Raw genomic sequence first — 26,342 nt, forward strand, 5'->3', positions numbered from 1 at the left:
ATGGGCGGCAGCGGCAGCTCACCGGTGGCGACCCGCCCCGAGCAGGTCTTCGGGGACCTGCGCGAGGTCGCCGAACGGGTACGCAGAGGACTGGAAGCGGACGCGGAGATCCCCGAGTCCGCGGAGAGCCTTCCGGCGGACCGGGCCCCGGCCGGACAGATCGGCGAGTACGCCCGCCAGGAGCGGGCGAGGGTGCTGACCGCAGGCGCCAGAGGACTGGAGAAACTCGCCGCCGGGCGGGCCGACGAGGTCGACGACGACGAGTACTTCGGCATCGAGGCGATCGTCCTCCTCGAAGGCCGGCCGGCCCTGCTGATCCAGGGGCAGGACTTCCCTTCGCAGCAGGGCGACTGGTCGGTGCTCGACGGGCACCGCGCCGCCATCCGGGAGTCCATCGCCCGCGTGGGCCGGGTGGAGGTCACGGGCCACGCCAGTCTGGAGTGGCTGGGCACCGCGTTCCTCGTCGGTCCCGACGTCGTGATGACGAACCGTCATGTGGCCGTTGAGTTCGCCACCGGCGACGGAGCAGGCTGGACGTTCCGGCCGGGCATGAGCGCACGGCTGGACCTGGCCGAGGAGCTGGCCGCCGTTCCGGGCGACGACTCGCTGGAGTTCGCGGTCACCGAAGTGGTGGGGATCCACCCCGACGTCGACATGGCCCTGCTGCGGATCGACACCGCCCGGAGCGGCCGGACGCAGGCGACCCCGGTGGCCGTGGCGGCCGATCCGCCGGCCGACGTGCCCGGCCGGGCGGTGTACGTGATCGGCTACCCGGCGGAGGACGGCCGCCGCAACGAACCCGAGGCCATGCGCCGCATCTTCATGGACGTCTACAACGTCAAGCGCCTCCAGCCCGGTACGACGACGGGGCTGGTTCCCGGCGAGCTCACGGTGAAGCACGACTGCTCCACGCTGGGCGGCAACAGCGGCTCCCCGGTCTTCGACCTGGTCGACCACCGCGTCCTCGGCCTGCACTACGGCGGCCGCTACGGCTTCGGGAACTACGCGGTCCCGCTGTGGGAGCTGGTGGACGACCCCCTGCTGAGCCGTGCGCAGGTCAACTGGGTGTGACGCATCAAGCGGGTACGTCAACTCGGTGTGACGCGCAGCGCGTCACCGACGAGGCGCACCGCGCGGGAGAGCCGGCCCAGCTGCTGGAGCTCGACGGCGTACATCCGGATCGAGTTCTCGATGACGGACTCGGCCACGCCCATCGAGGGCAGTTCGGCGCGGCTCGTCTCCAGTGCGACCCGGACCGCGCGCATCTCGTGCTGGAGCTGGAGCTGGGCGTGCCGGGTGAGGAGGACGGGGCTGCGGGTCAGCGTCGAGTAGCTGCCGTAGCGGGCCGGGAGCAGATCCCGCAGCCAGCGCATGGCCGTGCGTTCCCAGTCGTGGGTACCGGGGGCCTTGACCTGACAAGGCCAGTCCGGGCTGAGCGTGGTGGAGGCCGTCTGGCGCATTCTCGTCGCTTCCGAATGGTGTCGAACTCTGATCGAGACGTTGGCGGGCGGCCTCGGCCCAGGGGTTGACCGAGGCCGCCACAAGCGCTCTGGTGGATCCCAGTGCCGGGAACCGGCACCGGGGCGGAACGTGAGGAGGAGCGTTCCGCGCGGTGCCCGTTCTGGGAGGGCGTGGGGTCGCTCTCCTTGGCGTCTGGTGGATCCGGCGCGCTGCTTAGTAAACATATATACCGTCGAGTAAACAAGAGAATGAAAAATTACATACGCGCGGACGGCATGAAAGTGGACGGCCTCGTACCGGTTGAAAATCGGCCTTACAGGAAGAATCCGTGCTGGTCGGCGACCTGCTCGTACCCCTCGAGGCGGGCCTGGGTCCGCTCCGGCTCCGCATCGGCCATCGCCTGCAGCAGGGCCGCGGACAGCATCCCCGGCGCCGCGTACGAGTCGAAAACCAGCCGCGCCCCGGTCCCTGCGGTCAGTGCCACGTCCGCCTCGTCCACCAGCGGACCCAGGGTGGTGTCGGTGATCAGCGCGATCTTCAGCCCGGTGCTGCGGGCGGCCCGGAGTGCCGCCAGGGTCTCCTTGGCGTGCCGCGGCATGGCGAAGGCCAGCGCCCACGTCCCGCCCGCCTCCCGGGACTGGAGCAGCGCGTCGTAGGCGACGCTGCCTCCACGTGTCACCAGCCGGACATCGGGGTGGATGCGCCGTGCCGCGTAGGCGAAGTACTCCGCGAGCGAGACCGAGATCCGCAGGCCCAGGACCGTCAGCGGCACCGAGCGGGCCAGCTCGCGGCCGATGTCGAGCACCTGGTCGGTGTCGGCGAGCAGTCGCCGTACGTTCTCCAGGTTCAGGATCTCGGCGTCCACGGCCGCCTGCAGCTCGTTGCGGCGGAACTGCTCGCGGGTCTCCGGGGAGCCCGCGACCGCGCTCAGCGCCATCGGCTGCAGGGCGTCGCGCAGGGCCGGGTAGCCGCTGAACCCGAGGGCGGTGGCGAAACGTGTCACCGACGGCTGGCTGACACCCACTCGCTCCGCGAGCTCGGTGATCGACAGGAACGCGGCTTCGGTGAGGTGGTCGATCAGGTACTGGGCGATCCGCCGCTGACCGGGGGACAGCCGATGGCCGTCGAAAAGGGCCCGTACCCGGTCGCCGGGGGCGCGCTCATGGACCGGCGGCGTCTGCCCACTCGGCGTGATCGCAGCCGCCTGTGCGCGTGCCTGCTGCCCCGATGACACCGATGGGCCTCCCTCTCATGTCACTCGTCTTCAAACATAGCTCACGCCCTGTGGTCGGCCGACCTGCAGCTGCCGGGCCCGTAGCCGGGGGGCGCGGCCGCATCTGTCGCGACCCCCGGAGGCCGGAAATATGATGTGCTCGGGTCTTTGGCGCAGCGTGCGCACCGCGCGCGGCGAAAGCCGAGAGCCGAGAGCAGGGACGGCACGTATGGATGCACCCGGGAGCGGTCCATGACCCCGCGCCGTGCCCCGAAGTCGGTGAGCGCCGACGACCTGCTGACCACGCTGGGCCGGCTCACCGCGAGAGCGCGCGCCGGGGCGGAGATGCAGCAGGCCAGGGTGGAGCTCGCCGAGGCCCTGCAGCGGGAGATGCTGCCGGCCTCGCTTCCCGCCCTGCCCGGGCTGCGCAGCGCGGCCCGCTACGTACCCGCCCGGCACGGCCTGGACATCGGCGGCGACTGGTACGACGGCTTCCCGCTGCCCGAAGGCGCCCTCGCCTTCTCCATCGGCGACGTACAGGGCCACGACGTCGAGGCCGCCGCCTTCATGGGGCAGGTCCGCGTCGGCCTGCGCGCGGTGTCCGCCGTCGTCGAGGATCCGGGGGAGGTGCTGAGCCGGGCCAACGACGTGCTGCTGTCGCTGGACTGCGAACTCTTCGCGACCTGCACCCTGCTCCGCTTCGACCCCGAGACCTGGGAGCTCGAGACCGCCCGGGCCGGCCACGTGCCCTCCGTCTGGGCCACGGTCGACGGCCGGTACGGCATCACCGACGACGAGGGCGGCCTGCCGCTGGGGGTGGAGCCCGGGGCGGGATACGCGGTGACCCGGCGCCGGCTGGACCAGGCGGGCTCCATCGTCCTGCTCACCGACGGCGTCGTCGAAGGGCCGTCGTTCCCGATCGACGTCGGACTCGCCCGCGTGGTCCGCGTGGTCCGGGAGGCGGCCGGAGGCGATCCCGACGAGCTCGCCGCCGAGATCATGAAAGTGGCCGACTCCACCGGCCATGCCGACGACGCGGCGGTGCTCGTCCTCAGCCACGACGCGGCAGGCCCCCGGCACTGGTAGGGCGTGTCACGCTCCGTCCGGGGGCGGCGGCTGTTGTCTGATGCTGTGGTGCGCACCGAGGAATGGCGACGTCCCGCAGGAACCCTTCTCCGGATCCTCGGCGTCGCCGCCGCCTACTACGCCGCGGGACGGATCGGCCTCCTGCTGCGCGTGGTCGTCGAGGGCGCGCAGGTCACGCCCCTGTGGCTGCCCACGGGCATCGCGGTCGCCGCCCTGCTGTGGTTCGGGCTGCGGATCTGGCCGGGGATCGCCCTCGGCACGTTCCTCGCCATCGAACACCTCAGCAGTTTCCAGACCGCGGACGTCGGGATCGTCGTGGGGAACACCCTCGCGCCGGTGTGCGCGTACCTGCTGCTGCGCCGCTTGGGCTTCCGCACCGAGATGGACCGGCTGCGGGACGGCCTGGCCCTGGTCTTCGTGGGCGGGCTCGTGCCGATGCTGATCAGCGCGTCCCTCGGCACCGGGATGCTGGTGGCCACCGGCGACCTGGCGCTGAGCGGGTTCTGGCCGGTGTGGTCGGCGTGGTGGGTCGGTGATGCGATGGGGGTGCTCGTGGTGACCCCGGTGCTGCTCGTCCTGCCCACGGTCCGGATGCCGGACGATGCCTACCGCGTCGCCGAGGCGGTGGCGCTTGCCGTCGCCGTCGGGCTCGGCGTGTTCATGGCTTCCCGGAGCGCGTTGTCGCTGCTGTTCCTCGTCTTCCCGCTGCTGATCTGGTCGGCCGTGCGGTTCCAGCTGGCCGGCAGCGCGCCCTGCGTCCTGATCATGTCCGTCGTGGTGATCTCGGCGGCGACCGATCGCGCCGGACCGTTCGCCGGCCACACCCTCTTCGAGATCATGGTCAACCTCCAGGCGCTCAACGGCTCGGCGGCTCTTACCGCGCTGCTGCTGTCCGCGATGGTCACCGAACAGAACAACATCCGGCTGAAGATCGAGCAGGTGTGCGAGGACCTGGCCGAGGTCGTCGACCGCCTCGCCCCCCGCAGACCGGGGGACTGACCGGCCGGAGGACTCAGTTGCGTGCCTCCGCGGGCGGCAGCGCGTCCGCGACGGCGCGCGCGCGTACGGATCCCCGCTCGGTCCCGTCGGACGGGAGCTCGTACGGCGCGCGCGGGCTTCCTCGACGGCGTACCAGTCGATGCCGGGACGGCGCAGCCGGGGCGTGACCTTCAGCGGGGCGTCCAGCGCGCTGTGCACCGACGCCGCCGGGTAGTGCATCCCCCCACCGGCACGGATTCCGGCAGCCCCCGGACGGGCCGTGTCGAGGGCCTTCTGTACGGCGCCCGCGGCCGCCTTCACGTCGACCGACGCTGTCGTCCCGCCCTCGTGCAGCGGGCTCATCCGGTACATCGCGCTGTCGCCGAACCGGGCACGCTGCGCCGCGGAGCAGTCGGCCGCGAGCGCGGCGAACCGGGCCCGGCGGGATCCAGCCAGTCGGGCCGGGTGAACCCGTCCCAGGTGCCCCGGGGTCGTACCCGGGGGCCGGGGTTGCGGGTCCGCGAAGCCGGGCGGCCCCGTGCCGAAGAAGCCGGTCAGGACCGGGTCCGGCCGAGGGCGCGCAGTTCGTCGGCGGCCCGCCCGCCGAGCGCCGCCCGTTCCTCGATCGGCTGCTCGCCGACCGGACCGCCGAAACCGCTCGGGTGCTGCAGCGGCCACCAGCTCCGGTGCGCGGGGGGCGGGGATCCATGTTGCGCAGTCCCGCCGCCGTGCACCCGTACCGCTGGGGGGTCGCGCAGTACGGGCGCCGGCCGATGTCCCCGTGGGCGACGTGCCGCGGGTCCGGCCGACGCCGGTCAGCGCGGTCGCCGGCGGGCTGCCCCGGACGACGACGGCCCGGCCGGACACCGCGAAGCCGTGCAGGAGGTGAACTGGCCGGCGTGCCGGGGCAGCAGCCGTCGCAGCGCGGCCCGGGCGGCGGGCACGCCCGTGCGTACCGGGCAGATGACGAGGAAGGCACCGGCGCCGGGCGCGTTCCCCGCGACTGCCCTACGATTTCCCGGCGCGCCGACCGCCACCACCCCGGCTGCTCGGCGCATGCCCCGCCCGACCCCGGGGGACGTGGCCGCCCCGGGCCCGGACGCCACCGAGACCGTCGACCCCGGGCGAACACCGCGGGCAGGACCGGGAATCGGCCAGCCGCGCCCCCGAGCCGACACCTGCCGCGCGCGGGCCGGATTACCGTGACCGCCGGGTCCCGCGAACGCACACCCACGCACCCCCACGAGGACCCACACGAGCACGCCCACCCGCACGGCCGTCCGCACGGCGCAGCGCAGCGCGCCGTGCAGCGCGAGGCCGTCACCACCCCGGACCCGTCACCGGAGGAGCCCGATGAACCCGATGAACCCGATACTCGAGGCGGTCCGCGAAGGCCGCACCGACCTGATCCCCGGCCTGCTCAAGCCGCTCACGCCGCCCGAGCGCCGGGAGCTGCTCGCCCGACTCGCCGATCTGCGCCGCGAGATCCGCGGCTGGGACTGGAACCACTGGCAGGAGCGCGACCGCATCCGCTCCGGCCTGCTCGTCGCGGGCGTCGGCTGTCACACGGGCGCGGCCGCCGCGGCCTCCTGGATCGGTGCTTCCGATCTCCGCGACGGGGAGCAGTTACCCACCGGACTGCTGCTCGGCCTGCTCGCCGACCGCGACCCCGGCTGGCTCGGAGATCTCGCCCACCGCCTCGCCGACCGCCCCGCGACCGCCGAGGCGGACTATCCGCTGATCCGGGAGCTGGTCCGGCTCGCCGGCTGCCCCGTCCCCACCACCGACGCGTTCGTGCACGGCTGGGTCCGGTCCATCTTCACGATGGACCGTGCCCGCTCCACGCACAGCCCGCTGTCGATCGTCCTGCGCCAGGACCCGTACGCACGCGAGCTGGTGCCCCAGCTCTTCGTGACGGCCGAGTCTCCCGAGGCGCTCCACTGGTGCAGCGATCCGACGGCCCCGAACCACTGGCCGTCCGAGCTGGCCGCGCTCGCACAGGAGGGGATCGTCGAGCGCCGAGTCCTGGTCGACGGCTGCGTCGCCCGCCTGCTGCGGGGCGGCCGGCAGAACCAGCTGAAGTTCTTCCTCGCCATGCTGGAACGCCTCGAACTCACCCCTGCCGAGGAACGGGAGCGCACGGCCGACTGGATCGCGATGGCCGCCGACGGGCCGTCGCCGCTCGCCGGACACGCCCAGCAGGTGCTCGCCCGGCTGTCCGAGGCGGGCGAACTGCCGGCGGAGCAACTCGCGCAGATGGCGCGCGCCGTGCTCCGCCGAGCCGAGAAGAAGCTCGTACGCGCCCAACTGGTGCTCCTGGGCCAGGCCTTACGACGCGACCCGGCCGCCCGGCACGTACTGCTGCCCACTGCCGCCCTTGCCTTCGGGCACGAGGACACCGCCCTGCAGGAGCGCGCCCTCGGGCTGCTCGTGCGGCACCTGCCCCCCGGCGACCGGGAGCTGCGCCGCGAACTCGCCCTCCACGCCGATGCCTTGAGCCCCGTACACCGGCGCGCCGCCGCGGAGCTGCTCGGGTCTGCGGGCGGCAGCTGCGCGGAGCCGGCGTACGAGGAGGTCCTGCCCCCGGCGCCGGTACGCCGCCGCCTCGCCGCCGAACCCCCGACGCTCGCCCGGACCGTCGGCCTGGTGGCGGCTTCCGTCACGTGCGCGGAGCAGACCGCCGCCGCGTTCGAGTCCGCCCTCGACGGGCTCGTCCGGCACGCCCACCACGACCGCGCGGCCCTGGCCGAGGCCCTGCGCCCAGTCCTCGGTGGCCGCTGGTGGCATCCCGAGGGCGGCCGGCCGGTGGATCCGGAACGGCTGTCCGGGCTGGAGCCGATGGCGGCGGCGGTCCTCGGCCGGGTCCGCGCGTACGACCTGCGGCCGGACCGGGCCTTGCGCGGCGACGGCTGCCGGCCCGATTGCGTCCACGCCGCACTGAGCGCCGTGACGGCCTCCCGGGTGGCGGAGGCCGCATACCGCGTCCTCACCGACCCGCTGCCGTTCCTGCTCGCGACCCCCACCTGGGAGACGGGCTCCCTGGAGCCCGAGGAGCTCGTCGTACGGCTCGCCGCCTACCGGCGGCTCGGTGCGGAGCCCGCCCCGGCCGACTTCGCCCAGGCGCTGCTGCGCGTACGGCGCGACCCCGCCGCGGTGCCCGCGGCAGCCGAGCTCGGCACGCCCGAGGGCGAGCGGCTGGCGGCCTGGCTCACGGGTGCGGGCGAACCGCCCGCGGTGCTGCGCCGGGTGACGGTACCGGCGGCGGCTCCGGACCCGCAGGCCGGCCGCCTCTGGTGGGACCGGCCCCCGGCGGCGGCCCGGCAGATCGTGCTCGAGACCCGGGAACGGTGCGTCGTCCGGCAGGAGTTCCCGGCGGCCTTCCGCAGGCTGGACCGGGCGCTCGCCGAGCCGGCCCGCAGCTGCTCCCGGGTGTGCGAGGGCGGCCTCGTCCAGCAGGCCGTCCTGCCCGAGGACCGCGAGACGCAGGCGGCCTGGCTGCTGCCCGAGGTGACAGCGGGCGCAACGGCGCGGGAGCGCGGCGCGGGAGCGCCGCTGCCCCGGCTGGCGGAGCTGGGCGGACCGGCGGGCCCGGCCCTGCACCTGGCGGTGGCCACCGGTCTCGGTGCGGGCCATGCCGAGGACCGCCGCGCGGCCGTGGACGCGCTGCTGCTCCTCGCGGCCCGCGGCGAGCTGGACGCCCCGGGGCTCGGGCGGGATCTGGCCGAACTGCTCGGTCTGGGCACGGTGAAGCCCAGCCGGCTGGCCGAGGCGGCGCGCGCGGCCGCCGCCACCGGTGCGTACGCCACGACCTGGGCGGTGCTCGCGGAGGCGCTGCCGCCGCTGCTGGCTGGGGGCGCCGCCGCGCGGGGCACGGGCGAGCTGCTGGCGGTGGCCGCGGACTGCGTGGAGCGCTGCGGTGCGCACGGTCCCGCCCCGGCGGGGCTGGCCGAAGCCGCGGCGCGGACGGGATCCTCACAACTCGTCACGCAGGCCCGGCGGTTGCGGGCAGCCCTGGCGGCGGCTTCGTAGCGGGTCGGCGGAGGGGCCGGGGACACGCCGCGCAGCCGGCTTTCCGGCCGTGAACGCGCCCACCCGGCAGCGGAGGAGATCCGCTGCCGGGTGGGAGGAGGGGAGAGGGGCGGCCTCAGCCCTTGGGGACCGTGATGACGACGGTGCTGCACACCTTGTCGGCGAAGGTCTGCTTCTTCTCGTCCCACAGCGGCCACAGCCAGCCGACGTAGCAGGCGAGGCTGTCGAGGGCGTGGGCCAGCTTGCGGACGAACGCCATGCCGAAGCCGAGGGTGCTGCCGTCGGCTTCGCGGCGCACGCTGATGCCGAGGACCTTCTTGCCGATCGTCTGACCGGTGGCGCCCTCCTTGTACAGCTGGAAGACCGCCATGCCGATCGCGTACAGCACGCCGATCGTGAAGAAGATGCCGGGCTCGGCCGTGGCCGGGTTGTCCGCGCTGGCGAGGTCGATGAACCCCAGCGCGTACATCGGACCCGCGATGATCAGGAGGTCCAGCAGGTACGCGCCGAAGCGCTGGCCCCAGTGGGCGAGCGGCGGCATACCGGAGCCGGGCATGCCGGGCGGCGGGTACGCGCCGTACGGGGGCGGGGTCTGCTGCGGGTAGCCGTACTGCGGGGGGACGCCCTGCGGAGGCTGCTGCGGGTAACCGTACTGCGGCGGCACGCCCTGGGGGGCCTGCTGCGGGTAGCCGGGCTGACCCTGCGGGGGCTGCTGGCCGTACGGGTTGTTCGGGTCGCCGAAGCTCATGGCGAAAACTCTCCGGTGTCGGAAACGGGGACGTAGCGCAACGACCGGAGGAACATCACCATGTGGGCGGTTTTGCCCCCCTGAGCGGCCGCGATCTAGCGCGCATCATCGTGGTCGTTCCATCGACCGGTTGTCCAATCCGGCCAGTTCGGCCCGGCTTCGAGGCGGCCGCACACCTGTCGCGCGCCCCCAACCGCCCCGCCGCGCCGAGGTGGCCGAATCCCATGAGCGGGAATTCCGGGCACTTCCGACCCGGTGGTAACTTCCGCGAGTTGATCTGGCCGGTCGCCCCACGCGGCGACGGCGATCCCTCCTGCAAGGAAGTCACATTGCACCGCCATTCCCTTCCCCGTCCGTCCGCTCCCGTCAGCCGCGGGGTGGTCTCGGCCGTCCTGTTGGCCCTGTTCACCGCCGTCCCGGCCTCGGCCGCCGCGGCGGCCGGCTCCGGGCCCGCCGCCACCCCGGCGCCCCACCTCGATGCGGTGGAGCGGACGCTCCGCCAGGTTTCCCCCGGCCTCGAAGGCCAGGTATGGGAGCGCACCGGCGGCAACGTGCTCGACGCCTCGACTCCCGGCGGTGCCGACTGGCTGCTGCAGACCCCCGGCTGCTGGGGTGACGACACCTGCACCGCACGGCCGGGAACGGAGCGGCTCCTGTCGAAGATGACGGAGAACATCTCCCAGGCGACGCAGACCGTCGACATATCGACTCTTGCACCGTTACCCGACGGAGCGTTCCAGGACGCGATCGTCGCAGGCCTCAAGTCCTCGGCCGCGCGCGGGAACAAGCTCAAGGTGCGCGTCCTGGTCGGCGCGGCGCCGCTCTACCACCTGAACGTGATGCCCTCGAAGTACCGTGACGAGCTCGTCGCCAGGCTCGGCCCGGACGCCCGCGGCATCGACCTGAACGTCGCCTCGATGACGACCTCGAAGACGGCGTTCTCGTGGAACCACTCCAAGCTCCTCGTGGTCGACGGCCGGTCCGTGATCACCGGCGGCATCAACAGCTGGAAGGGCGACTACCTGGAGACCGCGCATCCGGTCGCCGACGTCGACCTCGCCCTGCGCGGGCCGGCCGCCGCATCCGCCGGCCGCTACCTGGACGAGCTGTGGTCCTGGACCTGCCGCAACAAGAGCAACCTCGCCAGCGTCTGGTTCGCCTCGTCCAACGGCGCCGGGTGCATGCCCAAGCTGGCCGAGGACACCGCTGCGGCCACTCCTCCGGCCACCGCTGCGGCCACGCCTCCGGCGAGCCCGGGCAACGTACCGGCCATCGCCGTCGGCGGGCTCGGCGTCGGAATCAAGCGCAACGATCCGTCCTCGGCCTTCCGGCCCACCCTGCCGAGCGCCCCCGACACCAAGTGCACCGTCGGCCTGCACGACAACACCAACGCCGACCGCGACTACGACACGGTCAACCCGGAGGAGAGCGCCCTGCGGACGCTGATCTCCAGCGCGAACCGGCACGTCGAGATCTCCCAACAGGACGTCAACGCGACCTGTCCGCCGCTGCCCCGCTATGACATCCGCGTCTACGACGCCCTCGCCGCGCGGATGGCCGCCGGGGTGAAGGTCCGCATCGTCGTCAGCGACCCCGCCAACCGCGGAGCCGTCGGCAGCGGAGGCTACTCGCAGATCAAGTCCCTCTCGGAGATCAGCGACACCCTCCGCGACCGCCTCGCCCTGCTGACCGGCGACCAGGGCACGGCCAGGGCCGCGATGTGCGCGAACCTCCAACTGGCCACGTTCCGCGGCGCGCAGAGCCCGACGTGGGCGGACGGCCACCCGTACGCGCAGCACCACAAGGTGGTCTCCGTGGACGGCTCGGCCTTCTACATCGGCTCCAAGAACCTCTACCCGTCGTGGCTCCAGGACTTCGGCTACGTGGTCGAGAGCCCCACGGCGGCGGGGCAGCTGAACGCCCAGCTCCTGGCGCCGCAGTGGCAGTACTCCCGCGCGACCGCCACGGTCGACCACGAACGCTCCCTCTGCCAGGCCTGAGCACCCTCCCGCCGCGCACACGACACCGCCCCCGGCATCGAATGCCGGGGGCGGTTCCCGCACTGCTCGTCGGCGTCAGCCGTCGTGGGGCGCTACGGGAGCGGTACGGGCAGCGGGGCGGTGCTCAGCGCGCGGATGGTCCAACGCTGGGGGTTGGTGGCGTTGCAGTCCCAGAGGTAGAGCTGCGTGCCGGTGTTCATGTTGTTTGCTGGTGTCCAGACAGCGACCCGACGGTCATGCCGGCGGGCTGCTGGAGGGAGACGAGGTCGTTGTACCCGTCACCGTCCCGGTCGCCGAAGGTGTCGATCTGGGCGCCGCCGAAGGACACGCCGCCGTCGGCCGCCGGTGAGAACTTGCCGTTGCCCTGGCCGGCGTACATGAGCAGCGTGACCCGGGAGTCGACCGTCCAGATGTCGCGGTTCCCGTCGCCGTTGAGGTCCCGGGGGCCGTCCACGGTCTGCGAACGCGTCGCGCAGTACAGGTAGGACGTGGTGGCCGAGCGGTTACCGGCCTTGTCCACGCCGTAGGCGTAGATGTACTGGGGGCCGGATCCCGACGGAGCGATGGTCACGCTGCCGCCGGCGGGCACGGGCCGGTTCCACGGCCCGAAGTCCGTGGAGTAGATGATCTCCTTCACGGCGGTGACGCCGTTGGCGTCGAAGGTGAACGTGCCGGGGGTGCGGGCCTTGCCCGTGGTGGCGGGCCAGCCGTTCCTGCCGTCGGGGAACTGGGTGGAGCCGATGACCGGGGGCTTGCTGGGCCGGTTGCGGTCCACGGAGAACTTGCAGCTCTGCGACCACCCGGAGGTGGCGTTGTCCTGGCCCTTGGCCCGGACCTGCCAGGTGTAGTCGCCACTGGGCAGACTCGTGTCGGGGACGCTCCACGTGGTGACCTTGCCGTTGTTGGCGGGGAGCGCCTGGGTGGCTATCGGGGTGCTCTGGCCGGTCTTGAAGATCTGGTACTCGGCATTGAGGTTGCCCACGTCACGGTCGGAGAAGGTGGCGTAGAGCCCGATGCGCGTGTTGCCTAAGGCGCCTCCGTTGGTGCAGGAGGTCGACGGGGAGGTGCCGACGGAGGAGGGGGTGTCCGGCGGGCTGTTGTACTCGGTCTCCAGCGTGATCGTCTTCGGGTCGAAGCGCTTCCACTACAGCTCGACCGGAGTCGCCGTGCAGGACCAGGACCACGTCTTCTTGGCGCGGAACGTCGACTTGGTGACCTGGGCGCCCTTGAGGTTGGTGGTGTCGAGCTGGAAGGAGCGCGAGAGGCCGTTCGTCTCGCTCTCGTAGCCGACGCGGACGTCCTGCTTGGTGTTCCAGTACGAGTTGTTCGGCCAGCTGCGGTAGGCCCAGGCCCAGTTCTGGCGCTCGCCCCAGGCGAGGGAGGGGTCGATGTAGACCGGGTACTTGGTGGATGCGCCGGTCAGAAGGGCCTGGTCGGGCTTGATCTCCAGATTGCCGCCGGTCACGGTGGTGGGCATCTGGGCGTCCTTGGCACCTGAGGGTGCGACGAACGTGTCCGACGGCGCCGGAGTTTCGCCGCCGGTGGTGGCGGCGAGCACGCGTGGTGCTGCGGTCTTGGACATCAGGAGTGGGCTAGTGGTGCCGCCGCCGGTGGTGGTGGAGTCCCACATCATGGGGGTGGAGGCGGTGAAGGCGCTCTGTCCGGCGAGGTCGACGGCGTTGATCAGGCCGGTCGTCGCGTCGGTGGAGACATTCAGGCCGACGGTGTCGAGCTTGAACTTCAGTGAGGCGAGGTCGGGGTGCTGGGCCGCCGCGGGGGTCTTGACGACCAAGAGCTGCGCGAAGCCCTCGACTTCGGCCTTCAGCGGCAGGTCCACGCCGGGCAGGACGTTCGCATAGGTGGCGACGTTCCCGGCGAGGGTGGGCTTGGGCAGTGCCTTGGGCCAGGTCAGGGACAGGGTCCGGCCGTCGCGCACGCCGGTCAGGAGTGCGCCGGTTCCGCCGCCGGAGAAGGTGACCGAGACCGCGGAGGCCTTGGGGGTGACCCGCCCGTCGGGGGCGAACTGCAAGGCCGCGTCGGTGGGCAGCCACACGCTGGTACGCAGGATCCGGACGGTGGTTCCGTGCCGGTTGACCGACCACTTGCCCGTCGGTAGGGCTCACGTGTCGGACGACTCGGTGCGCGCGGACGTCAGCTCGTAGGGCTGGCCGGTCTCCTTGGCCTTGGCGAGAGCGAAGTCCTTCGCACTCATCGAGCCCTCGGCCACCGGATCCGACACCGCCGCGGAAGCCGTCGCCACGGGATGCAGGACACCCAAACCGGAGGCAATAATTCCGCCCGCTAGGGCCGCGGATATGAGCCGCGAAATGCTGCGCCGGTGGGTCTTTTGGTGAGGGCTGGTTTTCATCGCCACGCAAGCTCCAGTTGTCGGATATTCGAGGCGACCCTCCTTGAATGCGCGGAGGCGCTCCGCTCTGACCTGCACTTTTTAGGTCACGCTTACCCTAACTGCCCGATTCGTCAACAAGATCCACTTTGCTGTGATTGGAGATTCGAGGGGCGATCCTCTGTGAGATGTCCGGAGTACCGGTTGATGTAATTCAGCCTGTTATTCTGCGCCGGAAAATTGCACAGGAACACGAGGTAAGTGTGAGAACATTTCGCATGCGAGGACTCTCTGTGGCATTGGCCGCAGCGGTCCTCTCAGGCATGCTGCCCGGCGCCGCCGCCATGGCAGACAGCAAAGACAGGCCGCCGTTGCCGAGCCTCAAACAGCCGAAGGCCGTACCGGTCGATCGGGTCCGCGCGGGCGGCGAGAAGAAGAAGGACGACGCCGACACCGGTCCCTGGAAGGCGCCGAAGGTCGTCTGGCCCGCGGCGGGAACGGCCGAGGTCGACCTCGCCTCCGGCCCCGTGTCGAAGTCGTTCCTGTCCGGCTCGGCCCGGACTCCCGCCATCGGCTCCGGCCCGCAGAAGGCCGGCAAGCTCCCGGTCGCGTTGGACGTCCTCCCCGGCAAGGCCTCCGAGGCTCCGGCCAAGGTGAACGTCACCGTCACCTCGCACGACGCCGCACGCAAGGCCGGCGTCGACGGCGTCCTGCTGTCGGTGGGCCGCTCGGACAACGCCACCCGGGCGGCTTCCGCGAAGGTCGAGGTGGACTACAACTCCTTCCGCGGCGCCTACGGTGGCGACTACGCCGCGCGCCTGCGACTGGTGGAGCTCCCGGCCTGCGCCCTGACCACTCCCGACCGCGCGGAGTGCCGTACGCAGAAGCCGCTGGCCACCGAGAACGACACCCGCGGCGGCACGCTGACGGCCCAGGTCACCACGCCGGGCGTCACCGGGCAGCCGGAGAAGTCCGGCCAGACGCCGAAGTCCGCCCCGGCGGCCGCGCCTGCGGCCGGGGCTCCCGCCATGGTCCTCGCCGCCACGGCGGGCGCGTCCGGGCCGACCGGCGACTACAAGGCGACCTCGCTGCAGCCGTCCGGGTCCTGGAACGCGGGCGGTTCGACCGGCGGGTTCTCCTGGTCCTACGACATCGGCACGCCCTCCGTGCCCGGCGGTTTCGCGCCGAAGATCTCCCTCGGCTACAGCTCCCAGGCGGTCGACGGCCGCATGGCCGCATCGAACAACCAGGCGTCCTGGATCGGTGACGGCTGGTCGTGGGAGCCCGGCTTCATCGAGCGCCGGTACAAGTCCTGCGAGGACGACAAGACCGGTGGGACGAACACCACCAAGGTCGGCGACCAGTGCTGGTTCAACGACAACGCCACGCTGTCCCTGAACGGCAAGTCCACCGAGCTCGTCTTCGAGCAGGGCAAGGGCTGGCACCCGGCGGCCGACACCGGCGAGAAGGTGGAGAAGCTCACCGGCGCCGTCAACGGCGACAAGGGCACCGCGGGTGTCGACGGGGTGGGTGAGCACTGGAAGATCACCGCCACCGACGGTACGCAGTACTTCTTCGGTCTGAACCGCCTGCCGGGCTGGAAGGACAACGGCACCGCGGCCGACGATCCGACCACCAACTCCACCTGGACCGTCCCGGTGTACGGCAACCAGACGGGCGAGCCCTGCTACAACGCCTCGTTCGCGAGCGGCTGGTGCCAGCAGGCCTGGCGCTGGCAGCTCGACTACGTGGTCGCCCCGACCGGCAACGCGATGGCGTACTACTGGAAGACCGAGACCAACAACTACGCCCGCAACGTGTCGTCGACGACGGGCAAGGGCACGGTCACCCCGTACATCCGGGGCGGCTGGCTCGACCACATCGACTACGGCCTGCGCTCCGACAGCGTCTACACGGCCAAGGCGATGGGCCAGGTCATCTTCGACGTCTCCGAGCGCTGCCTGAGCACCTGCGGCACCTTCGACGAGACCAACGCCAAGAACTGGCCCGACGCCCCGTACGACCTGTTCTGCAAGGACGGCTCGACGGAGTGCAAGGACCAGTTCTCGCCGACCTTCTGGTCGCGCAAGCGCCTGACCGGGATCAACACCAAGGTCCTGACCGGCGGGGTGTACAAGGACGCCGACTCCTGGACCCTCGACCACAGCTTCCCGCCGGCCGGTGACGGCATCTCCACTCCGCTGTGGCTGAAGTCGATCACCCGCACCGCCAAGGCGGGCGATGCGGCCGACGTACCCATGCTTCCGGTGACGTTCGCGGGCGAGCAGCGCCCCAACCGCGTCGACGCCCTCGGCGACGGCCTCGCCCCCTTCGTCCGCCTGCGCATGTACCAGGTGACCACGGAGACCGGCGGCACCATCGGCGTCACGTACTCGCAGCCCGACTGCACCGCCACGACGCTGCCCAAGCCGGATGCGACGAACACCACCCGCTGCTATCCGGTCAAGTGGGCCTGGGAGGGTGAGACCTCCAAGGTCGACTGGTTCAACTCGTACGTGGTCACCCAGATCGTCGAGGGCGACAACCTGGCCTCGACGCCCGACAAGGTGACGTCGTACAGCTACCTGGGAGGAGCGGCCTGGGAGAAGAGCACGGACGAGCTCACCAAGGCCGACGACCGCGTGCACTCCCTCGCCCGCGGCTACGGGCTGGTCCAGACCCGCACCGGCGCCGCGTCCGACCCGAAGACGCTGAGCGAAACCCGCTACTTCCGCGGCATCGACGGCAAGGACGTGAACGACTCCGCGGGGGTCGCGGTCACCGACCGCCCGGAGTTCGCCGGCATGCCCAGGGAAACGGCCACCTACGACGGCGACGACACCGGCAAGCTGATCTCCGCCACCTCCAGCACCCCCTGGCGCTCGGGGGTCGTGGCCAAGCGGACCCGCAGCGGCCTGCCCGACCTGGTCTCGTACAAGACCGGTACGGAGAGGCAGTCCACGCGCACCACCGTCACGGGCGGTACCCGCACGACCGAGACCGTCCGCCACTACGACGACTACGGCATGGTCGACTGGGAATCCCAGCTCGGCGACACGGCCAAGACCGGTGACGAGCAGTGCACCACCACCAGCTACGCGCGCAACACCGCGAGCTGGATCCTGGGCAAGGTGAGCCGCGTCGAGACCGTGGCCGTGCCCTGTGGCACGGCAGCGAGCCGTCCGGCCGACGTCATCGCCGATTCCCGTACCTACTACGACAACGGTGCGATCGACACCGTTCCCGGCCCCGGTCTCGTCACCAAGGCCGAGAAGATCAACGCGAAGGGCGACGGATACGACCCCGAATCCTCCGTCCCCAGCACCTGCGGTCCGGCGAACAACCAGCTCTGCTACGACATCTACGGACGGCAGCTGGTCGCGGCCGACCCGTACGGCAAGGTCACCACGACCGCGTACACCCCGGCCGTCGGCGAGGTCCCGACCGCCACGCTCGTGACCAACCCGAAGGGGCACACCGCCTCCTCCGAGCTCGACCCGGTGCGTTCGCAGCCGACGAAGACCACCGACGCCAACGGCAAGGTGACGACGACGGCGTACGACGCCCTCGGCCGGGTCACGAAGGTGTGGCTGCCGAACCGGCCGGCCGCGACGTTCCCCGACGCGCCGAGCCGGGTCTTCGACTACACGATCCGCAACGACGGACCGAGCGTCATCACCAGCAAGTCGCTGACCCACGACTACAAGTACTCCGTCAGCTACTCCATCCAGGACGGCCTGCTGCGCGAGCGGCAGACCCAGACCCAGTCGCCCGACCTGTCCGGACGACTGATCTCCGAGACGTTCTACGACACGAGGGGTCTGGCCTGGCGGAGCTCGGGCACGTACTACGCCGACGGGGCCCCCGAGCCGCAGCTCGTGACCGGACAGGAGACCAACTACCCGGCCTCCACGGACACGGTCTACGACGGCGCCGGCCGGACCACGGCCGTCATCTCGAAGAAGTACGGGCAGGAGACCAAGCGGGCCACCACCCTCTACACCGGCGACACCACCACCGTCATCCCGCCGCAGGGCGGCACCGCGACGGCCACGGTGGTGGACGGCATCGGCCGCACCGTCGAAACCAAGCAGTACACGGACGCGGCCCGTACGGCGTCCCAGTCCACCCTGTACACCTACAACAAGCTGGGGCAGCTGGCCCAGGTCACCGACCCGGCCAACGCGAAGTGGACGTACACGTACGACGTCCGCGGCCAGCAGGTCGAGTCGAACGACCCCGACAAGGGGATCACGAAGACCGCTTATGACGCCGGCGGCAGGATCACCGACGTCACCGACGCGCGGGGCGTCACCCTGCACAGCGAATACGACGAGCTGGGCCGCCCCGCCGCCCTGAAGCAGGGCGCGACCACCCTCAGCGCCAACGTCTACGACACGGTCGCCAAGGGCCAGCTGACGAAGTCGGTCCGCTACGTGGACGGCAATGCCTTCGAGTCGGAGGTCACCGCCTACAACGACCTCTACCAGCCGCTCACGTCGAAGACGACGATCCCGGCCACCCCCGACACGGGCGCCCTGGCCGGCACCTACAACTGGACGAACACCTACAACATCGCCGGCCAGGTCCTGACGACCAAGCAGCCGGCCATGGGCGACCTGCCGGCCGAGACGGTCGGCAGCACGTACAAGAGCGTCTCCGGCCTGCTCAACAGCATGGGCGCGGGCAGCAGCCGTCTCGTCTCGGCCATGACCTACGACCACTACGGCCGCACCTCCCGTCAGGAACTGGGCGCGATCGGTCAGCGGATCTACCGGTCGACCGAGTACGACGAACACACCGGGGCCACCACCCGCTCCTATACGGACCGGGACGTGGCACCCCAGCGGATCGAGGACACCCGCTACACGACCGACCCCGCGGGCAACCTCACGTCCATCGCCACGGCGTACGGCCAGGACACGGCCCGTACCACCGACACCCAGTGCGTCAACCTGGACGCGCTGCGCCGCATCACCGAAGCCTGGACCAACAAGGGCGAGACCTGCGCCGCCACACCGTCGACGACGGTCATCGGCGGTGAGGACCCGTACTGGACGACGTACACCTACGACGCGGTCGGCAACCGCAAGACCGAGACCAAGCACAAGACGGCCTCCGGTCCGACGGCCGACACCGTCCGCACCTACGCGGCGCCCACGGCGGGCAAGCACGACCTTCCCAAGGTCACCCAGACGGGCACCGGTGCGCACGACGAGGTCTTCACCTACGACGCGTCGGGCAACACCAAGACCCGCAAGAGCGGTACCGACGAGACGCAGTACCTGGCCTGGGACGCCGAGGGTCACCTCAAGTCCCTGGACCAGGGCCCGGCCAGCAGTTCGTTCACGTATGACGTCTCGGGCCAGCGCCTGATGAGGAAGGACTCGACCGGCACCACCCTCTATCTGCCGAACGGCAACGAACTGCGCCTGGACAAGGCCGGGGCCCTCAAGGGAACCCGCTACTACGGTGACATCGCCATGCGGACCGGCGGCAAGCTCGTCTTCACCCTCGCCGATCACCACGGCACCGGCACGACACAGGTCAGCGCCGATGCGGCGCAGACCGTGACGCGGCGCAAGACGGGACTCTTCGGCGAGGCGCGAGGGGCCAAGCCCACGGGCTGGTCGGGTGAGCGGGGCTTCGTCGGCGGTACCAAGGACGCGGACAGCGGACTCACGCACATCGGCGCCCGCGAGTACGACCCCCTGATCGGTCGCTTCATCTCCGTCGACCCGATCATGGACCTGAAGGACTCGCAGCAGCTCCACGGCTACACCTACGCCAACCAGAATCCCGTCACGTTCTGGGACCCCACCGGCAAGCAGCTCGAAGAGTGCGCCAGTGGCATGTACAAGTGCCACAACGGCAATGACCCGTACGCCTACGGCAACCGCTACGAGACCATCGTGGAATCCGTCGGCGGAACCGTGTCGGACGACTATGTCCGCTACAAGCACTATGGGTGCGCGGACTTCACCTGCAAGAAGGGCAGTTCCTGGGGTACCGGAAGTTCCGGGGGTTCCCACACCAGCAAGCCCACTTCTCCGAAGCCTCCGAAGAAGCCCGACTTCAGCTGGTCCAACCCGGTCAGCGAAGCCTTCTACGGAATCTTTGCGAACGCCGCCCACGCCTCGTCCATGTTCGGCTGGATAGCCGACGGCGACTGCTGGAACGGCGGTGCGGGCGCTCCCGGCTGTGACTACGGGGGCGACTACGAGGAGTGGCTGCAGGAGCAGGGAATCGACACCTCCAGCGACTGGTATCAGGTTCCCGGATTCCTGGGGTCGATGTTCTCCCACCGTGAACCGGGTGCAGGCCTCGGCGGCCGGGGCAGAGCGACCGGCCAGTGCTTCCTCGCCGGCACGCTCGTCCGCATGGCCGACGGTTCCGAGAAGAAGATCGAGGACATCCAGGTAGGCGACGAGGTCTTGGCCACAGACCCCCGGAGCGGCGAAACGGGAGCCCAGAAGGTAACCGATCTGATCCGTACGGAGGGCTTGAAGGAGCTCAATTCCCTGTCGGTCGCATCGTCGTCGGGAGTCGACGAGTTGGTCGCGACGCGCGAGCACCCGTTCTGGTCCCCGTCCGAGAAGGCGTGGGTCATCGCGGGAGACCTGAAGCCCGGCGCGACGCTTCTGACCGACGCGGGTGAACTGGTCCACGTCGTGGGCAACAGGGCTTACACCCAGTACGTCAAGACCTACAACTTCACCGTCGCGAACCTTCACACCTATCACGTCAAGGTCGGCTCCGCCTGGATCCTGGTGCACAACACCTGTACCCCCAGCGGTGGCGGGGACATCTTCTCCCACTTCACCGACGCTCGCGGAGCCCGGGGCATCGCAGGCGTGGACGCAGAGGGAATGGCCGTCGGCCAGACGATAGCCGTCCGGAGCGTCCAGTTCGGCCAGGGTGCGAACGAATTCATGGCCACCGGTGCCGGCGACATGTTCGTCACCACCCTCGGGCGAGATGCGTCGCAAGGGCAGCTGGGTAGAGTGGGCGTTTTCGGGGACCGGCAGAACTATGTGGTCCAGTTCAGTCAGGAGGCCGCATTTGTTCACGATGTCAGGCCTGTCATGAACCCGGGCAACAGTTCGATCTTCACGATGCCCGGCGGTTCCCAATTCAGCGGGGACTTCACCTACACGGTCACGAGGGTGCGGTGATGGAACTTTCCGAGAACGTCGAGGGTGCGCTGGCCGGCCTGGCTTCGCCGGACCTGGCAACCCGGGTCGGTGCGGTCGAGGCGCTGGCGGTCTGCTCATCGGCGATCGCCGCACAGGTGGCAGCCTTGTTCGAGACGGATGAGGAGGCGCGCTCCCTGGTCTTCGAGCGGCTCGGCAGATTCGGCTCACTGATGGTCGAACCAATGGAGGACGTGTACCGCAAGGCCGAGGACCAGGGCCTGCGGCGGATGTCGGCTTCGGCTCTGACCTACCTGGGGAGTGATGTCGGGGTTCCGTCGCTCATGGCGGCGCTCGCGGCGGGCGATCCGGACCTGTGCATGGCCGCGATCACCCTCTCCTCGGCAGGGGTGTCGCAGGCGGCAGGGCCGATCGAAGAGGCGCTGCTCGCGTGCGACCTCTCGGACGCGCGGACTCTGGAATGTCTCGTCTCGTCCCTCCGGCGCCTGAACCATCCGATGGCGGAAAACGTGCGTCTGCGTTTGTCCGGCGTCGAACCGGGTTGGCTGCGTGATTCCCTCCTCGGCTGAGGGGCTGCCTGACACCCCGTTTTCGTGACAGCCGTCGCACAGAGGTCCCACCGGTTTTCCGGTGGGGCCTCTGCCGCTACCGGGCTCTTTCAGGAGGCCCCCCGGCGGACGCGTCGGCTTCATGCCGCGTTGGTCCGGGGCGCGCAGGCTGCTGCGCGGAATGACCCCTCACAGCGGCCACCACCGTGGCCCCCGCCCGGGAGCGACCATGACCTCCTCTGCCCCGACGCCGTCCGTCCGGCCGCGCGAACAGCGCCTGCGCCGGTACCTGATGTGCCGCCCCTCCCACTTCGAGGTGGTGTACGCGATCAACCCCTGGATGGACCCGCAGAAGCCGGTCGACGCCGGCCTCGCCGTCCTCCAGTGGGAGCGGCTGCGCGAGACGTACCGCGAGCTCGGCCACACCGTCGAGCTGATCGACCCGGTGCCGGGCCTGCCCGACATGGTGTACGCCGCCAACGGGGCCACCGTCGTCGACGGCCGCGTCCTCGGCGCCCGCTTCCGCAACGCCGAGCGCATCCCCGAGGGGCCGGCGTACCTGGACTGGTTCCGCGAGAACGGCTTCACCGAGCTGCACGACCCCGAGTACGTCAACGAGGGGGAGGGAGACTTCCTGGTCACCGGCAGCTCCGTCCTGGCCGGCCACGGCTTCCGGAGCGACGAGCGCAGCCACCGGGAGGCGGAGGCGTTCTTCGGCCGGCCCGTCATCAGCCTGGAGCTGGTCGACCCGCGCTACTACCACCTCGACACGGCGCTCGCCGTCCTCGACGGCGACGAGATCATGTACCACCCGGAGGCCTTCGCCCCCGCCAGCCGCGCCCTGCTGGAGACGCTGTTCCCCGACGCACTGCCCGTATCCGCCGAGGATGCCGCCGTGTTCGGGCTGAACGCCGTCAGCGACGGCCTGAACGTGGTGCTCCCCGAGGCGGCCGAAGGGCTGGCCGGGATGCTGCGCGAGCGCGGCTTCCACCCCATCGGCATGGACCTGTCCGAACTCCTCAAGGGCGGCGGCAGCGTCAAGTGCTGCACCCTCGAGATCCGGCCCTGACCCGACCTCGAAACCGGTGTGCCGCAGCCCCGGGCGGGGCTGCGGCGGATGCGGCTCAGTGGAAGAGCATCGAGGCGTCCCCGGCCGCCGTCGTGACCGAGCCGGGGCAGAGGAAGCTGCCCGAGGTCTTGGTCGCGGTGAAGGCCTGGTTGACGTACTTGCGGGTGGTTCCGTCGCGGTTCCACGTGATGTTCGTGGCCTTGTAACGGCACGATATGAAGCTCTGCTTGCCCGTGATGTCGATGGCGTCGGCCTTGGCGGTGCCGGCGGTGTCGTCGAAGGTGAACGCCGGATTGTTGTTGAGGCTCGCCGTGATGCTGCCGCTGCAACCGAGGTTGCCGCCCGGCGTGTTGATGGTGGTGCGGTCGACGCTCAGTGCGCTCGGGGGGTCGGCGCTGGTGTGCGCGTTGGTCCACGTACAGGTGTTGCCGGCGACGACGATGACGCCGTCGACCCGCTGATCGGCCGTGGGGCCGAGAGCCGTCGCCGACGTCGCTCCGCCGACGATCACCGCTGCCGCCAGTACGGCAGCGCCCGGCCATGTCGAGATCTTCATCCTGTCGCTCCTCTTCGCCACGTCCTCGTGGGGTGTGAAGCGGGGCCCTGGGGGGCCTCGCCGACGTGCACCCGGCCGTCGGGGGCGGTTTCCGTCATGGCCGGGGGAGAGAGCTTTCGAGACACGCCGGGGAAGGTCCCACAGGGACCTTGAAATGTCAGGCCCATGTCAACAGATTGGCTGGATGGCTCCGGTCCGGAAAACGGTGTGGAACGGATCGGCTCCCGTTGCTCTCTACTCCTGTGCGCACGCACCGGCGGCGCCGCCGGACCGGCCGGTCCGTGGCGACACCACGCAGAGAGTTCCCCTGTTTCGTGAGTCTGACAAGCGCCACGCTCCTCATCGTCGTCCTGCTCGCCACGGCGCTGGCCTTCGCAGCCGCCGTGTGGCTGTGGCCGCGCCTCGGCCGCCGGGGCCGACGGCCGGTGTGGGGCCGGGTCGGTGTGGTGCTGACGCTGCAGGTGCTGCTGCTCGCCTCGATCGGCCTCACGGCCAACCGGACCTTCCTGCTCTACGGTTCCTGGGCGGATCTGGCCGGCATGGAACGGGCGATGCCCTCCATGGGCGACGCGCCCGCGGGCTCGGGGGTGCGGGTCCTCGGCCGGCAGCCGACGGACGTGCCGGGCGGCGGAACACCGCACGTCGGCGGCGAGATCGAGAAGGTCACGGTGCACGGCGAGCGGTCCAAGGCCGCCGTCCAGGCGTACGTGTACCTGCCGCCGGAGTACTTCCAGAAGGGGAACGAGAACAGGAAGTTCCCGGCCACCGTCGTGCTCACCGGATTCCCGGGGATGGCGGAGAACCTGCTCAAGGGGTTGGACTACCCGAAGACGGCGTGGAAGCTCGCCAAGCAGAAGAAGATGCCGCCGATGATCATGGTCATGATGCAGCCCTCGGTCGTACCGACCCGCAACACGCAGTGCATCGACGTGCCGGGCGGCCCGCTCAGCGAGACCTTCTTCGGCACGGACCTGCCCAAGGCGATCTCCGGCGCCTATCGCGTCGGCACCTCGCCCTCGAACTGGGCCATCATGGGGGATTCCACCGGGGGTTACTGTGCACTGAAGGTCGCCTTGGAGCACCCGGAGCACTATGCGGCCGGGGTGGGTCTGTCGGCGGACTACAAGCCGGAGATAGACGAGGACTCCGGCGATCTCTTCCATGGGAACACTGCCGAGGAGAAACGATCCGACCTGCTGTGGAGCCTGGACAACCTGCCGCAGGGCAAGTCTTCCTTCCTGGTGGCGACCTCTCAGCAGGGCGAGGGGAACTACAAGCCGACGCAGAAGTTCATCGAGAAGGTGAAGGCGCCGGCGCGCGTCTCGTCGATCACCCTCGACCACGGTGGGCACGGCTTCAACACGTGGAGGCGGGAGATCCCGCCCGCGATGGAGTGGCTCGGCGGCCGCATCGGCGCGGAGTGACCTCCGGCGCGCACCACACCGGCACCGACACAGACCGGCCGCCGACACAGGCCGCCGACACCGGGCTCCGGCACCACCCACCGGCAGCAGACGAGAACGAGGACGAGGCATGACCCCGCACGTGACCCCGAACGCAGCAACCACCACCACGCCACCCCTCCCGTGCCCGTTCGACGCGTCGTTCGCCCGCGACCCCCACGCCGTCTACGCGCGCCTGCGTGCCGCCGGGCCGGTGCACCGCGTCGCGCTGCCCGACGGCTCCCCGGTCTGGCTGGTCACCCACGCGTCGGACGTACGGGCCGGGCTCGCCGACCCGCGCCTCTCCGTCAACAAGCGCCATTCGACTACGGGATTCAGCGGCTTCTCCCTCCCGCAGGCCCTCGACAGCAACCTCCTCAACATCGACCCGGAGGACCACCTGCGGCTGCGCCGCCTCGTGTCGAAGGGCTTCACCGCCCGGCACGTCGAGCTGCTCCGGGCCGGCATCCAGGACTCCGTCGACGAGCTGACCGCCCGGCTCGCCGACCGGATCGCCCGCTGCGGCGCGGCGGACCTGGTCGCCGAGTTCGCCAAGCCGCTGCCGCTGCGGACCATTGGCGCGCTGCTGCACGTACCCGCCCCCGACCAGGACCGGTTCTCCGACTGGATCGCCACCATGCTCGCCCCGCGCTCGAAGGAGGAGCTGGTGGCGGCCATCGGCCACGTCCACCGGTTCCTCGTCGACCTGGTGGCGCAGCGACGCGCCCGTCCCGGCGACGACATGCTGTCGAGCCTGATCGCGGCGCGCGACGAGGAGGACCGGCTCACCGAGGACGAGCTGGTCTCGCTCGCCTTCCTGATCCTGATGGCCGGCAGCGAGACCGTCCAGCACGTCATCTCCGGCGGGGTCCTCACCCTGCTCACCCACCCGGACCAGCTCGCCGCCCTGCGCGCCGAACCCGCCCGGCTCCCCGAAGCCGTCGAAGAGCTCCTGCGGTACGCAGGCCCCAGCCAGACGGCGGTCCGCCGCTTCCCGACCGAGCCGGTGGAGATCGGCGGCGTCCGCATCCCGGCCGGTGACACGGTCCTGTTCTGTCTGGCCTCGGCACACCGCGACCCGGCCCGCTACCCGGACCCCGACCGCTTCGACATCGGCCGGGAGGACAAGGCCCACCTCGCGCTCGGCCACGGGCTGCACTACTGCCTCGGCGCGCCGCTGGCCCGCCTGCAGATCAGCCTCGCGCTGGGCGCGCTCCTCGACCGGCTGCCCGGTCTCCGTCCGGCCCGTCCCGTGGCGGAGCTCCCCTGGGCGAGCACGTTCCGCTTCCACGCCCTGCGCGCCCTGCCGGTCACCGCGGACTTCTAGTGCCGGGACGGCGGACGGGGCCGCGTCGTCCGGATGCGGCCCCGCCCGTCCCGGCGGAGGCTTGGCCCATGCACCACGCGCCGATCCTCGTCCACCCGATCGCCCCGGCCGGCGGCCGCCGGGTCTCCCTGCGCGCCGACGGGCAGGACACGGTCCTCGGCACGGCCTTCAACGACGCCGACGTGATCGAGCTCCTGCGCGGGGCCGGCGTACCCGATCCCGACGACGTGGTCCTCGGCGGCTCGGCCCTCGTGGATTGGCAGGGCGACGAGCCGCACACCTACGAGGCGGAGCCCTCGGACACCGACATCCCCTGACGCCGGCATCCCGTGACGCCGCTCCCGGGCGGCCGGGAAGGCACCATGGGGGTGGTGGCTGACCCGA

The 26,342-nt window shown here is 70.9% G+C and carries 18 protein-coding genes and 1 pseudogene; 11 read left to right on the forward strand and 8 right to left on the reverse strand.

The window, feature by feature from the left end; all coding sequences use genetic code 11:
- Window positions 1-1,071 (forward strand): trypsin-like serine peptidase, encoded by a 1,071-nt coding sequence (locus IF09_RS0114805; protein ID WP_030295753.1) that lies wholly within the window; start codon window positions 1-3, stop codon window positions 1,069-1,071.
- Window positions 1,072-1,088: 17 nt separating this feature from the next.
- Here IF09_RS0114805 and IF09_RS0114810 read toward each other — a convergent pair whose 3' ends face one another.
- Together IF09_RS0114810 and IF09_RS0114815 are read right to left on the reverse strand one after the other, a co-directional pair.
- Entirely contained in the window at window positions 1,089-1,460 is a 372-nt protein-coding gene (locus tag IF09_RS0114810; protein WP_030295755.1) for a hypothetical protein, read from the reverse strand.
- A gap of 314 nt (window positions 1,461-1,774) precedes the next feature.
- Complete coding sequence (locus IF09_RS0114815; RefSeq protein WP_030295756.1) at window positions 1,775-2,695, reverse strand: MurR/RpiR family transcriptional regulator; 921 nt, start codon at window positions 2,693-2,695, stop codon at window positions 1,775-1,777.
- Between the two features lie 231 nt (window positions 2,696-2,926).
- Between IF09_RS0114815 and IF09_RS0114820 the strand changes: the two genes are divergently transcribed.
- Together IF09_RS0114820 and IF09_RS0114825 are read left to right on the forward strand one after the other, a co-directional pair.
- Entirely contained in the window at window positions 2,927-3,760 is an 834-nt protein-coding gene (locus IF09_RS0114820) for a PP2C family protein-serine/threonine phosphatase (protein WP_030295757.1), read from the forward strand.
- A gap of 45 nt (window positions 3,761-3,805) precedes the next feature.
- Window positions 3,806-4,759: an MASE1 domain-containing protein gene (locus IF09_RS0114825; RefSeq protein WP_030295758.1), complete on the forward strand. Its 954-nt coding sequence runs from the start codon at window positions 3,806-3,808 to the stop codon at window positions 4,757-4,759.
- A gap of 252 nt (window positions 4,760-5,011) precedes the next feature.
- Here IF09_RS0114825 and IF09_RS48485 read toward each other — a convergent pair.
- Window positions 5,012-5,605, reverse strand: a pseudogene (locus tag IF09_RS48485) (alpha-N-acetylglucosaminidase TIM-barrel domain-containing protein); the annotation flags it as partial.
- Window positions 5,606-6,100: 495 nt separating this feature from the next.
- Here IF09_RS48485 and IF09_RS0114835 point away from each other — a divergent pair.
- Window positions 6,101-8,767 (forward strand): DUF6493 family protein, encoded by a 2,667-nt coding sequence (locus IF09_RS0114835; protein WP_030295760.1) that lies wholly within the window; start codon window positions 6,101-6,103, stop codon window positions 8,765-8,767.
- A 115-nt stretch (window positions 8,768-8,882) separates the two neighbouring features.
- Here IF09_RS0114835 and IF09_RS0114840 read toward each other — a convergent pair whose 3' ends face one another.
- On the reverse strand, window positions 8,883-9,515 hold the full coding sequence (locus IF09_RS0114840) for an RDD family protein (protein ID WP_030295761.1): 633 nt from the start codon (window positions 9,513-9,515) through the stop codon (window positions 8,883-8,885).
- A 329-nt stretch (window positions 9,516-9,844) separates the two neighbouring features.
- Between IF09_RS0114840 and IF09_RS0114845 the strand changes: the two genes are divergently transcribed.
- Window positions 9,845-11,515 (forward strand): phospholipase D-like domain-containing protein, encoded by a 1,671-nt coding sequence (locus tag IF09_RS0114845; protein ID WP_234320995.1) that lies wholly within the window; start codon window positions 9,845-9,847, stop codon window positions 11,513-11,515.
- 196 nt (window positions 11,516-11,711) lie between these two features.
- Here IF09_RS0114845 and IF09_RS0114855 read toward each other — a convergent pair whose 3' ends face one another.
- The 3 genes from IF09_RS0114855 to IF09_RS45615 all read right to left on the reverse strand — a co-directional run bounded on the left by IF09_RS0114855 (window position 11,712) and on the right by IF09_RS45615 (window position 13,775).
- A complete protein-coding gene (locus IF09_RS0114855) occupies window positions 11,712-12,497 on the reverse strand; it encodes an FG-GAP repeat domain-containing protein (RefSeq protein WP_030295763.1) in 786 nt (261 codons plus the stop codon).
- Between the two features lie 162 nt (window positions 12,498-12,659).
- Window positions 12,660-13,568: a hypothetical protein gene (locus IF09_RS0114860; RefSeq protein WP_030295764.1), complete on the reverse strand. Its 909-nt coding sequence runs from the start codon at window positions 13,566-13,568 to the stop codon at window positions 12,660-12,662.
- A gap of 66 nt (window positions 13,569-13,634) precedes the next feature.
- The gene (locus tag IF09_RS45615) at window positions 13,635-13,775 is read right to left on the reverse strand and encodes a hypothetical protein (RefSeq protein WP_158709972.1); all 141 of its coding nucleotides are present in this window, start codon (window positions 13,773-13,775) and stop codon (window positions 13,635-13,637) included.
- Window positions 13,776-14,206: 431 nt separating this feature from the next.
- Here IF09_RS45615 and IF09_RS0114870 point away from each other — a divergent pair, with 431 nt between their 5' ends.
- From IF09_RS0114870 to ddaH, 3 genes are all read left to right on the forward strand, one after another.
- Complete coding sequence (locus tag IF09_RS0114870; RefSeq protein ID WP_234320997.1) at window positions 14,207-21,037, forward strand: polymorphic toxin-type HINT domain-containing protein; 6,831 nt, start codon at window positions 14,207-14,209, stop codon at window positions 21,035-21,037.
- A complete protein-coding gene (locus IF09_RS0114875; RefSeq protein ID WP_030295767.1) occupies window positions 21,037-21,585 on the forward strand; it encodes a hypothetical protein in 549 nt (182 codons plus the stop codon). The genes IF09_RS0114870 and IF09_RS0114875 overlap by 1 nt, the downstream gene beginning before the upstream one ends.
- 208 nt (window positions 21,586-21,793) lie before the next feature.
- Window positions 21,794-22,633: a dimethylargininase gene (gene ddaH, locus IF09_RS0114880; RefSeq protein ID WP_051832460.1), complete on the forward strand. Its 840-nt coding sequence runs from the start codon at window positions 21,794-21,796 to the stop codon at window positions 22,631-22,633.
- Between the two features lie 55 nt (window positions 22,634-22,688).
- Here the strand turns inward: ddaH and IF09_RS0114885 are convergent, their stop codons facing one another.
- The gene (locus tag IF09_RS0114885; protein WP_030295769.1) at window positions 22,689-23,189 is read right to left on the reverse strand and encodes a hypothetical protein; all 501 of its coding nucleotides are present in this window, start codon (window positions 23,187-23,189) and stop codon (window positions 22,689-22,691) included.
- A gap of 314 nt (window positions 23,190-23,503) precedes the next feature.
- Between IF09_RS0114885 and IF09_RS0114890 the strand changes: the two genes are divergently transcribed.
- The 3 genes from IF09_RS0114890 (at window position 23,504) to IF09_RS0114905 (ending at window position 26,275) form a co-directional block, all read left to right on the forward strand.
- Complete coding sequence (locus IF09_RS0114890; protein ID WP_030295773.1) at window positions 23,504-24,613, forward strand: alpha/beta hydrolase; 1,110 nt, start codon at window positions 23,504-23,506, stop codon at window positions 24,611-24,613.
- A 109-nt stretch (window positions 24,614-24,722) separates the two neighbouring features.
- Window positions 24,723-25,958: a cytochrome P450 family protein gene (locus IF09_RS0114900; protein WP_030295774.1), complete on the forward strand. Its 1,236-nt coding sequence runs from the start codon at window positions 24,723-24,725 to the stop codon at window positions 25,956-25,958.
- A gap of 68 nt (window positions 25,959-26,026) precedes the next feature.
- Complete coding sequence (locus IF09_RS0114905; RefSeq protein ID WP_030295775.1) at window positions 26,027-26,275, forward strand: hypothetical protein; 249 nt, start codon at window positions 26,027-26,029, stop codon at window positions 26,273-26,275.
- Window positions 26,276-26,342 lie beyond the last annotated feature (67 nt).

The sequence above is a fragment of the Streptomyces katrae genome, from assembly GCF_000717655.1.
Taxonomy (GTDB): domain Bacteria; phylum Actinomycetota; class Actinomycetes; order Streptomycetales; family Streptomycetaceae; genus Streptomyces; species Streptomyces katrae_B.